Source organism: Frankia sp. AiPs1 (genome assembly GCF_023716945.1).
Classification (GTDB): Bacteria; Actinomycetota; Actinomycetes; order Frankiales; family Frankiaceae; genus Frankia.
On sequence record NZ_JAMQQF010000006.1, the window covers coordinates 33,648 to 46,997 of the forward strand.

Sequence of the window (13,350 nt, forward strand, 5' to 3'; positions counted from 1 at the left end):
GCGGCCCGACGAGCCGCTGTCCGCCGCCCTGGCTCGGGCCGATGCTCGCCGCCTCCGGCTGGCGACTGGACAGCCAGGACGACCCACCGCACCGCTTCCTGGCCCGCGCGACCCGTCAGGTTGTCGGGGCGGCGCCGCGGCGGGCGTTGTAGACGACGACGTCGTCCCGGCGGCCGTAGTCGGCGAAGACCTTCAGGGCCTGGTCGCGCAGGATGTCGGTACGCACCGTGATGCCACGGCGGGCGAACTGCTCCTGCCAGTCGTCGCGCATCGGTCCCTCGTCGAAGCCGGTGAGCTGTTCGACCTCGTCGCCTACGCCGGCGATGGTGAGCAGTTGGACGCCGGACCACATGACGGCGCCATAGCACATGACGCAGGGACGCCAGTTGACGACGAGCTCGACCGGCGTGCCGACGGCGCTGAGGTCCCAGCGTCCGAGCCGGGCCTGGGCAAAGGAGAGGGCGACGACCTCGGCGTGCATCGCGGACAGCCCGGAGGCCAGGACGAGGTTGACGCCCGCGGCGTAGATCTCGCCGGTGTCGGGGTCGGCGACGACGGCGGCGAACGGGCCGCCGCAGCCCTCCCGATGGTTGCGGGCCGCGAGCCGGTGCACGAGGTCCATCCGCTGCTCGACGTCGGGGAGCACGGTGCCGACGGCGTCGACCTCGTCGTCCACCCAGGCCGGCAGGGTGACGCCGAGGGCGGCGACGGGACGGGAGGCGTCGAGACAAGGGGCGTCGAGGCGGGAGGCGTCGAGACGGGGGGCGAGAGGCGTCGCCGGGTCGGTGGGGCTGGCGCTCATGGCGGATGTGGCCCTTCTCGGATTCAGGCGGTGAAGAAGTGGCTCAGGCCCATCGCCCGCAGGCCGCGCCGGTAGGCGACCGAGCTGCGATCGGCGGGGATGTTGACCTCGATGCGCGGATCGAGCGGGAGGTTCTCGGGGCGCTGGGCCTCGACGATGGCCCGGTCCTCCTCGAAGATCCGCAGGTTGAAGTCGTGGATTTCCTGGTCGGGCTGGTCGGTGTTGAAGTTCTTCGCGATCGGCGCGAACATCCGGGTCTGGCGGGCCGAGACCGGTGCCGCCGCATTCATGATCGAGAGTCGGCCGCCGTCGGGGAAGTGCACGACGAGCGTGGCGGTGAACGGCAGATGGGCGTCGAAGCGCCGGAGCCATCGGAAGCCGGGCTCGCCGCGTTGGGCGCCGTGGGGATAGTTGCCGACGGTGCTCCAGTAGTCGGCGGTGAAGCCGTGGGGGGTCGGGGTCGGGGTGTAGTCGGGGACCTCGGTGTTGTTCGGGTCGGCGAAGGTGGCGGCGTGGACGAAGGCGAAGTGCGCGACGTCGAGGAAACCCTCCACCTGGCGGCCGGCGAACGCGGCGACGTCGAACCCGGGACAGGTCACCCGTTGGAACCCGGGGTCGTCCCAGTGCGGCATCCGTGGAATCGGCGACGCGAGCGACCCGTCGAAGCCGAGTTCGGCGACGTGGTCGGCGCCGGGGTCGGGGTCGACGTCGGGGGCGGAGTCGACGTCGGGGGCGGGGTCGACGTCGGGGGCGGCGCGGGTGCCGCGGTCTGGGCGTAGGCAGGTCCAGACCAGCCCGTAGCGTTCGGTCGCGGGATAGGCGGTCAGGGCCATCCGGGTGGGGATCTTCGCCGTCGGGTGCGCAGGTATCGCGACGCAGGCGCCCGCCGCACCGAACCGCAGGCCGTGATATGCGCAGGCGACGGTCTCGCCGTCCCCCGTCCCCATGCTCAGCGGGACCCCGCGGTGGGGGCAGAGGTCGCGGGCGACGACCACCTCGCCGCCCGCGCGGTAGATGACGAGCCGCTCGTCGAGCAGCCGGGCCGCAACCGGTTGGTCGCGGACCTCACGCGACAGTGCGACCGGGTACCAGTGTCGGGCCAGGATGGCCCAGTCATCCGGGTCGAAGGAACAGTCGGGCGGAACCGTCGCCAGCACGGCAGGGTGGTCGACCACAGGGCGCCTCGGCAGGGTGGGACCGTCCGCCTCGAGGCGGACGGAGAACGGCGGGGGATCGGCGGGCTGTCGTCCGACGCCCTGCAGCGCCGACCCGGCCGGGGCCGCGTCGCCGTCCGGCGGACCGGAGTCGCCGGCGGACCGGAGTCGCCGGGGGGCCGGGGCGTGGACGTCGTCGGCGTCAGGCGCCGTGCGCGATCCGCCCACGGGTCCAGGCGTGCCGATGGACGTGGCGACGCACGTCGACCTGACGGTCCTTCACCATCCGACACACCTCCTTCCCTCCGTGGGCCCCTCGACTGTCCGCCACCGTCGTTACGGGTCGGTGGCGCTCGTCGAACATCCGCGTGTCGACCGTCCGGCGATCACGCCCGCCGCCATGCCGTGGCCGCGGTGAGTACTCGTACCCTCGTGGCCATGGTTACCGGAGAGGCGTGGCCGCCCGCCAGGCGGGTCAGGGACGACGGCACCTGGCGCATCGGAACTGACGCCGAGGTCGGGTGGATCACCGCCGGCACGACCCCGGGCCTGACCATCACCGCGGCCATCCCGCCGGTCTTCGACGCCTACGCCACGGTCATGCTGCCGGCCAGCGAGGACAAGCAGAAGAAGCATGAACAGGCCATGTTGACGCTTCTTCGTGAGCACTCGGCAGACCAGCCATGGTGGCTCGGATACCTCGACACCGGCGCGGACGACATCGTGTTCCCCGACGCGCCGATGGTGAACCTGTATTCCGGTTGGCGATACGTGCTGGTGGAGGCGGGGCCGGCGCAGGCCGCCGCCTGGCGTCGGAGCGGCCCCTGGTCTTTCTGGAAGGGCGTGCTGCCCAACCTGATGTTCCCAGCTGATCGCTCGTGGCTGCTCTCGACACTGTGGGACGACGTCTGGAGCTGCCTCGGCGGGTCCGCCGGGCTCGTGCGCGGATTCCTGGGCCACCCGGACCTCCAGACGAGGCAGGTAGTCCTCGGCCAGGACGCCACCCCGCCGGGCCAGGTGGCGCTTTGACGATCCGCTCGGAGTACCCGAGCAAGGGCCGTTGCTATCATTGCACGCCGCTCGTTCTTGGCACTCGCATCACCGACGTGGGTTGATGGTGTTCGAGGTGCCACGGTTGTTGCGGACGGCCGCGATCCGTCGCGACGCATCCTGATCCCGTGTGTTCCCGAGGAGTGAGCGGCATGCCGGAAAACAACAATGAGGACGGGTTGGGCGGCGCGGAGCCCGATCCGTTTGCCGACCTGGTGCTCGACGAGAATTTCGTCCAGGCCGCGACCAGATACGAGCCCCCGGCCAGGACCAGAGCCGCCCTTGCCCGCTTCGGCTCCGCCGCCGACGCCACGCCGCGGCGGAAGGTCCACCCTCGGCGCGCGGCGCGGTCGGGGCGCAGCCGGACGTCGCGGCCGTCGCCGACCACCGACTCGGGGCCGCGGTCGCGAGCCGGCATCGTCGTCGCGCTGATCGGCATTCCCCTGCTCGTCTGGACCGCCTACACCATGCTCAGGTCGACGGGCGACGCCCCGCGCACGGCCCTCCCGGCAGTCGATCCAGGCGGATCCGCCGCTGCCGGCGGCGCGGACGAGTCCGGTTCCGGCGAGGGGCGGGAGCCGGAGCTTCTCCGCTGGGACTGGAAGCCGCAACGGTGCTACAGCTGGAACCAGCCCGACCCCCGGACCCGGGTTGACGAGGTACCGTGTAACGGGTGGCATCTGTTCGAGGCCGTGGGCGACCTGGACATCAGCCCGGCCTATCCGGCCGGCCAGCGGTATCCGTCCGAAGCGGAGTGGGTGGCGATCGCGCAGTACCACTGCGGCCCACTCATCACCCCGTACCTCGGTTACTCCCTCGATCCGTTCGGCCGATTCGGCGCCGGCACCATCCACCCGCGGCACACCGAATGGGAGACCGGCACCCGGCGCATCGTCTGCGGCCTCATCGCCCGCTCGCAACACGCCGACCCACTCCGGCTGGCCGAGTTCGAAGGGCCGGTGCGCGGCGCCGATCAGGCGGTCACCTATCCCGCCGGCGCCTGTTTCCGGGGCGGCAGCGACGGCAAGGACGAGGAAGTGCCATGCACGGAGCCGCACCTCGCGCAAAGCGTCGGGGCGGTCATGTTGGCGAATACTCCCGACGGAGCGCCGCCGTCGGAGGAACGGTTCAACGAGCTGGCGGCCGGCGCCTGCGCGCCCCTGCTGGCGCCCTATCTGAAGCAGCCGCAATTCGGCGGCGCGGTCGGGCAGGGCGGCTGGCACCTGATTCCCGCCGAGAGCTGGCGTGCCGGCACGCACACCACGACCTGCACTATCCGTTTCACCGACGCGGCGGGCAACCCGACCGACGTGATCGGCACCTTCACGCCCGGCGCGGGCACCGGCTCGTTCACCGCCGCCACCTGAGACGTCGTTGACGGACGGGCAGTGGGCGGTGATCGAACCGTTGTCGCCCGTGCGGGACCCGCGCCGCGGTGGTGCGGCGTTCCGGGCCGGCCGGGGCGGACGCGGCGCCCGAATACAGTGCAGGCGGGGGCGGTCACAGGCGAGCGCGGTCACAGCCGGGGCGGTCGGAACCTGACAAGCGCACTCGGTCCCGCCCGCGATGGGTATGGGTGCGGCACGACGGGGAGCGGGGCCATGCGACTGCAGGTGGGATGCGCGATGTGGACGCACAAGTCGTGGCAGGGGCGTTTCGTCGCGCACCCGCTGCCGCCGCAGGAACGCCTGCGGCACTATGCCGGCTGGTGCAACGCGGTCGAAGGGAACACCACCTTCTATGCGACTCCGGCCCGGGACACCGTGGCCTCGTGGGCGCAGCAGACCGACGCCGACTTCCGCTTCGTGCTCAAGCTGCCGAAGGTCATCACGCACGAACGCCGGCTCACCGACGTGGACGAGGCCCTGCACACCTTCCTGGCGGCGATCGAGCCACTCGGCCCGCGGGCCCATGCGGTCTGGATACAGCTACCGGGATCGTTCGCGCCCGCCGACGTCCCCGCGCTCGCCCGTTTTCTGGGCCGGCTCCCCCGGTCCCACCGCTACGCCGTCGAGGTTCGCCACCCCGCGTTCTTCGACGACCCCCGGGCGACGCGCATGCTCGAGGCGGCCCTCGCCGTCGCGGCCGCCGAGTGGATTCCCTTCGACACCACCGCCTTCTTCCGGAGCCCGCCGACCAGCGACGCCGAACGGGACGCCTGGACCAAGAAGCCGCGCATGCCGCTGCGATCGGTCGCGCTGACCGACCGGCCGATCGTCCGTTACCTCGGCCGCGACGACGGCGCACGGACGATCGAAGGCTGGCAGCGTTGGCTCGACGTCATCGTCGACTGGCTGCGCGAGGGCCGTTCCCCCACCGTCTTCATCCACACCCCGAACAACGCCGATGCCCCGGAACTCGCCCGCCGCTTCCACGACGAGGTACGGGCCCGCGTGCCCGCGCTGGCGCCCCTGCCGCAGCCGATACCGATGCCGATGCCGATGCCGACCGAGCCCGCGACCCTCTTCTGAAGCGAGTCACCTGCACGGTTCGCATGACGCCTTTGTGACCCGGCCACGAAATACCGAGGCCGGACTGCTGCCAACAGGCCTCGACATTCGCTTTTTTGGCGGACGTGGCTCGATTCTCCGTGCAAGGATGCAGATATCGGATCTACCGACCATCATGGGGGCTGTTCACATGAGCGGAGTCACGAACCTGACCGTACTCGTCGATGACGAGCCGGCACCAAATGGCTGGACCAAGATCGGCAAGGATCTCAACGCCGGCGCGGGGGGCGCCTACCTCTATTTCGCCTACGAGCGGGCTTCCGGCGCGCCCATCACAAACATCATCTTCCTGCTGAGCAAGGACGAGCCGGCGCCGCCGAGCTACCACCGCATCGATGTCGACCTGAACAAGGGTGCGGGCGGCGCCTACATCTACGCCGCCTTCACGCACGAAGCCCACCTGGGCAGCCCGATCGAGGATCTGGACGTCATTCTCGGCGACAACAGCGGGATCCAGCCGCAGGCGCCATGGCGACGCATCGACGTCGACCTGAACAAGGGCGCCGGCGGCAAATACGTCTACCTGGTGTACCGGAACGCCTGAGTATTTCCCGCCGAGCACTGTTTTTCGCCGAGCACTGCGCGAAAGTCCGCAGGCCGCTCGAGGCGGACACGCGGCCCGCCGTCCCGGCCCGGGCGTGGCCGCGCACGTGCGTGCGACGCCCCTCCCAGCTTGTGGGAAACGAGCCGGGAGGGGTCTGCGCGGGCCTCAGAGACCGAGACTGCGTCCGATGATCTCTTTCATGATCTCATTGGTGCCGGCCCAGATCTTCGTGACCCGGCCGTCTATCCAGGCCTGCGCGGCGCGGTATTCGGTCATGTAACCGTAGCCGCCGTGAAGCTGCACGCAGGCGTCCAGGACGTCGTTCTGGACCTCGGAGGACCACCATTTCGCCTTCGCCGCGTCGACGGCGGACAGTTGTCCGCGGCTGTGGGCCGCGACGCACGAGTCGACGAACGCCTGAGTGACATCGATCTTCGTGACGAGCTCCGCCAGCAGGAACTTGTTATGCTGAAAGCTGCCGATGGCGGCCCCGAAGGCCTTGCGCTCGGCGACGTACGCGAGCGTTTCGCCGAGGATCTGGGTGGCGTGGGCGATGCTGGCGACGGCGACGCTGATGCGTTCCTGCGGCAGCCGCTCCATCATGAGCGGGAACCCGCGGTTGACCTCGCCGATCACCGCGTCTCCAGACACCTTCATATCGGCGAAGAAGAGCTCAGCCGTGTCGGATTCCGGCTGGCCGACCTTCTGGAGTTTGCGGCCCCGGGAGAACCCCGGGGTGTCCGCCGTGACACCGAACAGCGTGATGCCGCGGGCGGCCTTGACGCCGGGATCGGTCCGCGCGGCCAGCACCACGAAATCGGCCGAGTAGCCGTTGGTGATGAAGGTCTTCGACCCATTGATGATCCAGTCCGAGCCGTCCGAGACCGCGGTTGTCCGCAACGCGGCCAGGTCGGAGCCGGCCGCCGGCTCCGACATCCCGATCGCGGCGACCGTCTCGCCCGAGCAGAACGCGGGCAGCCAGCGCTTCTTCTGCTCCCGCGTGGTCAGGTCCGCCACATACGGCGCGACGATGTCGGTGTGGACGCTGAAGGACGACGCGATTCCGGCGCTGACCTTGGACAGCTCCTCGACCCAGACGGCGTTGAACCGGTAGTCGTGGACGCCGCTGCCGCCGAACTCCTCGGCGATGCCGAAACCGAGGAAGCCCGCGCGCCCCGCCTCGTGCCACGCCTCCCGGGCGATGACCCGGTCGGCGATGAACCGGCTGTAGCCGGGACTGACGAACCGCTCGACGAACGCGCGCACCGACTCCCGGAACAGCTCATGATCATCTTCGTAGAGCGCGCGTTCCACGTCGACCTCCTCACCGGTCCGGGCGCCGCCGGCCGCGGGCCCGCGCCGACGCGACGCCCCGGAAACTGAAGGCGATCTCCGTCCACGACAATGCTAGCTAACTGAGTAATACACCATCACTCCGCCGGCCGCAGGAGACCGCCAGGCAACCGCGCGCTGGTACCCCGCACTAGCGCTTTCGCGCGAGTCCGCCGTAGATGTGGACGTGCGTGTCGTCGGGAGCGGGCTGCGCCGGATCCGGGTGCCAGTGGTGGACGAGCACGACCCCGGGGTCAAGCAGTTCCAGGCCGTCGGAGAACCGTTCCACCCGCGCCTTGTCCCGGGCGACGGCGGGGATGCCCGCCGCGTTGTAGGCGGCGACTCCCACGTTGACCTCGTCGGGGGCGCTGTCCGCCGTGGTCGTGGACAGGGCCAGCAGGCTGCCGGCGGGCAGCGGAGCCAGGATTCGGTCGATGATCTCCTGGGCGACCCGGTCGTCGACGATGAAGTGCAGGATCGCCAGCAGACTCACCGCGACCGGCTCGCGCAGATCGAACAGCGCGCGCATCGGCTCGGACGTCAGGATGGCGTCCGGATCGGTGAGGTCCGCGTCGAGATAGTCGGTGCGGCCCTCGGGCGTGCTGGTCAGCAGCGCGCGGGCGTGGACCAGAACGATCGGGTCGTTGTCGACATAGAGGACCCGCGCGTCCGGCCGCACCTGCTGGGCCGCCTCGTGCAGGTTCGGTGAGGTCGGCAGGCCGGTCCCGATGTCCAGAAACTGACGAATGCCGTGCTCGGCGGCGAGATGACGGGCCAGCCTGGCCATGAAGGCCCGGTTTGCCCGCATGGATGTGGGCAGATTCGGCCAGTCCTGGGAAATTGCTCCGGAGGCTGCCCGATCAGCCGGATAATTATCCTTACCACCGAGCAGGTAATCGTAGATTCGGGCCGAGTGAGCCACATCCGTGCGCAGGTCGGCCGCCTTCCCGCCCGGAGTCCCCACCGACGTCTCCGTGCCGCCGCCGCGATCGTTCATCATTCCCCCACCCTGGCCTGACCGTCGTGTCGCTATCAGACCGTTTCCATCCGGATTCTTACAGTAGTGCGACCCTCGCCGGCATCGGGGCCGGATGCGGCGGTCACCCCGGGCCGGGGCCGCTGGTCGGGCGTTCCCCCGGCCGGCCCGCCGCACCGGCACGCGGCAAGCGACTACCTTCGGAGCAGACCTGCCGGCACCAGCGCGGATGCCCGGATCACACACGTCGCGACTGGGGGATGCGCATGAGCTCGACCATCGATCCGGATCCGGATCCGGACCCGACAAGGGACGCGGGTCAGGCCGGGACCGCCGGCCTGGCCCAGGACGCCGCCCCGGCACGAGACGCCGCCCCGACCCCGGCACGAGACGTTGACCCGGCAGGAGACGTCAGCACGGCACGAGACGTTGACCCGGCACGAGACGTTGACCCGGCAGGAGACATCGAGCCGGCAGGAGACATCGAGCCGGCAGGAGACATCGAGCCGGCCGACGACGTCGCCGGCTTTGCCGAGCTGGCGCTGCGGCCCGAGCTGCTGCGCAGCCTCGCTGCCCTCGGGTACGAGGAGCCGACGCCGATCCAGCGGGAGGCCGTTCCGCTCCTGCTCGCCGGCCGCGACCTGCTCGGTCAGGCGGCGACCGGCACCGGGAAGACGGCGGCGTTCGCGCTGCCCCTGCTGCACCGCCTGACGGATGACCGCGCCAGCGACCGTGGCCCGCAGGCCCTCGTGCTCGTCCCGACGCGGGAACTCGCCGTCCAGGTGTCCGAGGCGATCCACCGGTACGGTCGCGATCTCGGCGCCCGGGTCCTGCCGGTGTACGGCGGGGCTCCGATCGGCCGGCAGGTACGCGCGTTGGTGCAGGGGATCGACGTGGTGGTCGCCACCCCCGGCCGCGCGCTCGATCACATGGGTCGCGGGACGCTCCGGCTCGACGGCCTGCACACCGTCGTCCTCGACGAGGCCGACGAGATGCTCGACATGGGCTTCGCCGAGGACATCGACGCGATCCTGGAGCAGGCGCCGCAGAACCGCCAGACGGTGCTGTTCTCGGCGACGTTAGCGCCGCGGATGGACCAGATCGCCCGGCGCCACCTGCGCGATCCGGTCCGCATCCAGATCGGCCGCGCGGCGCCGGAGCCGGGCGCGGCGCCGCTGGTCCGGCAGGTCTCCTACGTGGTCCCGCGGGCGTACAAGACGGCGGCGCTCGGCCGCATCCTCGACGTCGAGTCGCCCCGGTCGGCGATCGTGTTCTGCCGCACCCGGGAGGAGGTCGACCAGCTCGCCGACTCGCTCAACGGGCGCGGCTACCGGGCGGAATCGTTGCACGGCGGGATGAGCCAGGAGCAGCGGGAGCGGGTGATGGAACGGCTGCGCACCGCGACGGCCGACCTGCTGGTCGCGACCGACGTCGCCGCCCGTGGTCTGGACTTCGAGCAGCTCACCCATGTGGTGAACTACAGCGTCCCGTCCGCGCCCGACTCCTACGTCCACCGGATCGGCCGGGTCGGGCGGGCCGGCCGCGAGGGGGTGGCCATCACCCTGGCGGAGCCGCGCGAGCACCGGATGCTCAAGACGATCGAGCGGGTCACCCGGCAGCGGATCGCCGTCGAGAAGGTGCCCACCGTCGCCGATCTGCACGCCCGGCGGCTGGAACTGACCCGTGCCGCGTTGCAGGAAAGCCTGCTCGAGGACGACCTGGAACGGTTCCGCGTCGTCGTCGAGACGCTCACCGACGAGTTCGACCCGATGGAGATCGCGCTCGCCGCGGTCAAGCTCGCCCACGACGCCAGCTTCGTGCCGGACGGCGAGGACGACATCCCCGACCTGCCGCCGGCGACCGACGCACGCGGCGAACGGGCCGGCCGCGACGGCGCCGGACGCCGGGAGCGGCGACCCCGCTCGGCGAGCGGTGGCATGGCCCGGTTGTTCATCGGCGCGGGCCGCGGCGCCGGCGTCCGGCCGCAGGACCTCGTCGGCGCGATCACCGGGGAGACCCGGTTGTCGGGCCGCGACATCGGCGCCATCGAGATCGCGCAGCGGTTCTCGCTCGTCGAGGTGCCCGACGGCGCGGCCGACGAGGTGATCGCATCGCTGCGGGGAAGCACCATCAAGGGTCGCCGGGTCGCCGTCCGCCGCGAACGCCAGGACAGTCACTAGCGCCCGCGGCGGGCGAGCCCGGCCGGGGGGCCGGCCGGGGGGCCGGCCGCCTACGCGCCGGTGAGCAGCATCGCGCCGCTGAAGGGGCCGACGGCGTTGGCCCACAGCGCGACCTCGGCGTCGGCGACCTGGCGTTCGCCCGACTGGCCGCCGCGCAGTTGCCGGGTCGCCTCGATGCAGAAGTTCGCGCCGTGGCGGCGGCCCACGTTGCACGCGCCGCCGTCGGTGTTCGTGGGCAGCGCGCCGGTCAGGCTCGTCCCGCCGCTGCTGACGAACGGACCGGCCTGCCCCGGCTCGCACACCCCCAGTGCCTCCAGCCACTGCAGGGTGATGACGCTGAAGCCGTCGTAGAGCTGGGCGCAGTCGAGGTCGGCGGCGGTCAGGTCGGTGTGGGACCACAGCTGCTGCAGGCAGTGCACCGGCGACGTCCGGACCATGTCGGGCAGCAGCTCGAAGGTCATGTCGTGGTTCGCCGAGAGCCCGGTCGCCTCGACGAACACCGGCTTCTGGCGCAGGTCGCGGGCCCGTTCCTCGGTGGTGAAGATGACGGCCGCGCCCGAGTCGCAGGGGTAGTCGCAGTCGAGCAGCCGCAGCGGCTTGCTGATGTACGGCGCGGCGAGGTAATCCTCGACCGTCATCGGTTCCCGCATCAGCGCCTCGGGATTCTTCGCGGCGTAGCCGCGCTGGGTGACGGCGAAGTTCGCGAAATCCTCCTCGGTCGCGTCGGACTCGTGCAGGTAGCGGTTGGTCAGCAGACCGGCCCACTGCGCCGGCATCAGGTCGCCGAACGGATGCTGGAACTGCGCGTCGAAGGCCATGCCGGTGCCGCCGGCCCACAGGTTGGCCCGGCTCGGCTGCTGCAGGATCACCCGCATGGCCACGACCGTGTCGGCCTGGCCGCTGGCGACCGCGTGGGCGGCGTGGATGGCCGGGCTGATGAAGGCCGGCGAGATGCCGACGTCGAGGTGCCAGCGCAGCGGCGAGAAACCGAGCATGTGCGCGAAGTCGATCGGGTTGCCGCCCCAGGTGGTCAGCCCGTCGATGTCGGCCGACTCGAGACCGGCGTCCGCGAGGGCCGCTCGGGCCGCCTGGGCGGCGTGGTGACGTTCACTCAGCCCGGTGCGTCGCCCGGCGTCGGAGTAGCCGACACCGACGATGGCGACCCGGCGCCCGCCCCTCACGCGAGGCTCCCCGCGGGCACGAACACCGGGATCGTGAGGTCCGGCGAGAGATCCTCGAAGGTGACCTCGACCGCCATCCCGAACCGGACGTCGGGCTCGGCGATCCCCACCAGGTTGGACAGGATCCGCAGGTCGGCCTGCTCGGCCAGCTCGATCGACGCGAGCAGGTAGGGGACCCGGTCGGCGAAGAACGGATGGAACACCCGGCGCGTCTCGGTGTAGCTGTACACCGAACCCCGCCCGGACACCGGCTCGAACGCCAGGCGGAAGGAGCCGCAGCGCCGGCAGACCGGCCGCGGGAGGTGGATGAACAGACCGCAGTCCTGACAGCGCTGAAGCTCCAGCCTGCGTTCCCGCGCCGCGGCCCAGAACGGCGCGCTCAGCGCGTCGATCACCATTTCAGGGGGCGCGGGCCTCGCTAAATCTGCCTGCTGCGTCATGCCGGCTTCGTCCTCTCGGGCTGGAACAGCCCATCCTCGGCGCCGGGGGCGGCTCGGCCTGGGACCAGGAGACCACGGCAGCAACCACCCCGTCCGCGCGCCGAAGACCGCCCTCGCCGATCGTGACCGGCAACGGCGTCGTCCGGCACTTGCTCCCACCAGCACCGTAGTTCGGCCCGTCGGCCCCGAGCAAGGAGCGCGGCGCGGCGCGAACCCGCCGACGCCCCGGCGTCAGACCGCGAGCTGCTCAGGCCTTGGTCGGGGCCTGAAGGCTCCAGGTGCGTCCGTCGGGGTCACGGACGATCATTTCGCGGGTGCCGTAGTGGGTCTCCTCGAACTCGGTGACCACCTCGACGGCGGGGTCGAGGCGGAACGCGTCCGGGTCGGCCACCGTCAGCACGGGTTGGATCGTGGGCGCCTCGTCGGCGGGAACCTCGCGGAGGAACACGTAGGGACCGTCGTCGCCGCCACGCAGCAGCCCCGAGCCGTGATCGGTCTCGAACTCCAGGGTGAAACCGAGGGACTGGAAGAACCTGGCCGCCCGACCCCAGTTGTGGGTCTCCACGACCATGCCCTCGATGCCCTCGGTCGCCATGTCAGATCCCCTTCCCGGACGCCTGCCCGCGCTGGTCGCGGAGGTCGTGAACGTCGCGGAGGTCGTGGGCGTCGTGGGCGTCGAGGTAGGTCCGCAGCGCGTCGGCGACCAGGGCCGACAGGGACAGCTCCGACTCGATGGCGTGGTGCTTCACCCGCTTGATCAGCCCGATCGGCAGGTACACATTGAACTGCTTGACGTCCTCGTCCCCCACCGGCACGACGCTAGCATCCTAGCCGGCTCGGCGCTCGGCGTACGTCCACCTGCGCCTCCCACCCCGGGCGGTGCGCGGGCGGTCGTGCCGTGCGAAGCGCACGACCGCCCGCGGGTCCGGAGCGGACAGAACGCACCGCAATCGCACCCCGCCGTGGCACGCGAGTCTGGATCACCGCTCGGCCACGTGGTACCTGCCGGCGATCCCGGTGGCGAGCAGCTCCAGGCCCAGCCGGAAACCCCGCTCGTCGACTCCGAGCACGCCGTCGATGTCGGCCAGCCGGCTGAGCTGGGGGTACTCGTCGGCCGGAAGCCGCCTGCCGGAGGCCGACGCCACGGCCGACGTGCCGGCCCCGCCGGCCGCCGCGGGGGC

At 71.1% G+C, this 13,350-nt stretch carries 13 protein-coding genes and 1 pseudogene; 5 read left to right on the forward strand and 9 right to left on the reverse strand.

Annotation, left to right across the window (positions count from 1 at the left end; genetic code table 11):
• Nucleotides 1-115: 115 nt before the first annotated feature.
• Nucleotides 116-802 (reverse strand): nucleoside deaminase, encoded by a 687-nt coding sequence (locus ND748_RS02050; protein WP_251743685.1) that lies wholly within the window; start codon nucleotides 800-802, stop codon nucleotides 116-118.
• 23 nt (nucleotides 803-825) lie between these two features.
• On the reverse strand, nucleotides 826-1,977 hold the full coding sequence (locus ND748_RS02055; protein WP_251743686.1) for an aromatic ring-hydroxylating dioxygenase subunit alpha: 1,152 nt from the start codon (nucleotides 1,975-1,977) through the stop codon (nucleotides 826-828).
• Between the two features lie 393 nt (nucleotides 1,978-2,370).
• On the opposite strand from ND748_RS02055, the gene ND748_RS02060 reads away from it, so the two are divergent.
• From ND748_RS02060 to ND748_RS02075, 4 genes are all read left to right on the forward strand, one after another.
• Nucleotides 2,371-2,985: a hypothetical protein gene (locus tag ND748_RS02060; RefSeq protein ID WP_251743688.1), complete on the forward strand. Its 615-nt coding sequence runs from the start codon at nucleotides 2,371-2,373 to the stop codon at nucleotides 2,983-2,985.
• Between the two features lie 173 nt (nucleotides 2,986-3,158).
• On the forward strand, nucleotides 3,159-4,373 hold the full coding sequence (locus ND748_RS02065) for a septum formation family protein (protein WP_251743690.1): 1,215 nt from the start codon (nucleotides 3,159-3,161) through the stop codon (nucleotides 4,371-4,373).
• A gap of 234 nt (nucleotides 4,374-4,607) precedes the next feature.
• Nucleotides 4,608-5,477, forward strand: a complete 870-nt coding sequence (locus ND748_RS02070; protein WP_251743692.1) for a DUF72 domain-containing protein — start codon at nucleotides 4,608-4,610, stop codon at nucleotides 5,475-5,477.
• 169 nt (nucleotides 5,478-5,646) lie between these two features.
• Nucleotides 5,647-6,060: a hypothetical protein gene (locus tag ND748_RS02075; RefSeq protein WP_251743693.1), complete on the forward strand. Its 414-nt coding sequence runs from the start codon at nucleotides 5,647-5,649 to the stop codon at nucleotides 6,058-6,060.
• Between the two features lie 165 nt (nucleotides 6,061-6,225).
• Here ND748_RS02075 and ND748_RS02080 read toward each other — a convergent pair whose 3' ends face one another.
• Complete coding sequence (locus ND748_RS02080) at nucleotides 6,226-7,374, reverse strand: acyl-CoA dehydrogenase family protein (RefSeq protein WP_251743694.1); 1,149 nt, start codon at nucleotides 7,372-7,374, stop codon at nucleotides 6,226-6,228.
• A gap of 169 nt (nucleotides 7,375-7,543) precedes the next feature.
• Nucleotides 7,544-8,389: an SAM-dependent methyltransferase gene (locus tag ND748_RS02085; RefSeq protein WP_251743701.1), complete on the reverse strand. Its 846-nt coding sequence runs from the start codon at nucleotides 8,387-8,389 to the stop codon at nucleotides 7,544-7,546.
• A gap of 245 nt (nucleotides 8,390-8,634) precedes the next feature.
• On the opposite strand from ND748_RS02085, the gene ND748_RS02090 reads away from it, so the two are divergent.
• Nucleotides 8,635-10,548 (forward strand): DEAD/DEAH box helicase, encoded by a 1,914-nt coding sequence (locus tag ND748_RS02090; protein WP_251743695.1) that lies wholly within the window; start codon nucleotides 8,635-8,637, stop codon nucleotides 10,546-10,548.
• Between the two features lie 50 nt (nucleotides 10,549-10,598).
• Here ND748_RS02090 and ND748_RS02095 read toward each other — a convergent pair whose 3' ends face one another.
• From ND748_RS02095 to ND748_RS02115, 5 genes and pseudogenes are all read right to left on the reverse strand, one after another.
• Complete coding sequence (locus ND748_RS02095; protein ID WP_251743696.1) at nucleotides 10,599-11,729, reverse strand: thiolase family protein; 1,131 nt, start codon at nucleotides 11,727-11,729, stop codon at nucleotides 10,599-10,601.
• Complete coding sequence (locus ND748_RS02100; RefSeq protein ID WP_251743697.1) at nucleotides 11,726-12,169, reverse strand: Zn-ribbon domain-containing OB-fold protein; 444 nt, start codon at nucleotides 12,167-12,169, stop codon at nucleotides 11,726-11,728. The genes ND748_RS02095 and ND748_RS02100 overlap by 4 nt, the downstream gene beginning before the upstream one ends.
• Nucleotides 12,170-12,416: 247 nt before the next feature.
• On the reverse strand, nucleotides 12,417-12,764 hold the full coding sequence (locus ND748_RS02105; RefSeq protein WP_251743698.1) for a glyoxalase/bleomycin resistance/extradiol dioxygenase family protein: 348 nt from the start codon (nucleotides 12,762-12,764) through the stop codon (nucleotides 12,417-12,419).
• Nucleotide 12,765: 1 nt separating this feature from the next.
• Nucleotides 12,766-12,978, reverse strand: a complete 213-nt coding sequence (locus ND748_RS02110) for a CopG family transcriptional regulator (RefSeq protein ID WP_374215824.1) — start codon at nucleotides 12,976-12,978, stop codon at nucleotides 12,766-12,768.
• Nucleotides 12,979-13,149: 171 nt separating this feature from the next.
• A pseudogene (locus ND748_RS02115) lies at nucleotides 13,150-13,350 on the reverse strand (TetR/AcrR family transcriptional regulator); the annotation flags it as partial.

What these genes read in the sequence shown, in the direction of transcription:
- ND748_RS02100 (WP_251743697.1), bottom strand. Translation starts at nt 12,169, where the DNA reads ATGACGCAGCAGGCAGATTTAGCGAGGCCCGCGCCCCCTGAAATGGTG.
- ND748_RS02050 (WP_251743685.1), bottom strand. Translation starts at nt 802, where the DNA reads ATGAGCGCCAGCCCCACCGACCCGGCGACGCCTCTCGCCCCCCGTCTC.
- ND748_RS02065 (WP_251743690.1), top strand. Translation starts at nt 3,159, where the DNA reads ATGCCGGAAAACAACAATGAGGACGGGTTGGGCGGCGCGGAGCCCGAT.
- ND748_RS02105 (WP_251743698.1), bottom strand. Translation starts at nt 12,764, where the DNA reads ATGGCGACCGAGGGCATCGAGGGCATGGTCGTGGAGACCCACAACTGG.
- ND748_RS02085 (WP_251743701.1), bottom strand. Translation starts at nt 8,389, where the DNA reads ATGAACGATCGCGGCGGCGGCACGGAGACGTCGGTGGGGACTCCGGGC.
- ND748_RS02090 (WP_251743695.1), top strand. Translation starts at nt 8,635, where the DNA reads ATGAGCTCGACCATCGATCCGGATCCGGATCCGGACCCGACAAGGGAC.
- ND748_RS02070 (WP_251743692.1), top strand. Translation starts at nt 4,608, where the DNA reads ATGCGACTGCAGGTGGGATGCGCGATGTGGACGCACAAGTCGTGGCAG.
- ND748_RS02075 (WP_251743693.1), top strand. Translation starts at nt 5,647, where the DNA reads ATGAGCGGAGTCACGAACCTGACCGTACTCGTCGATGACGAGCCGGCA.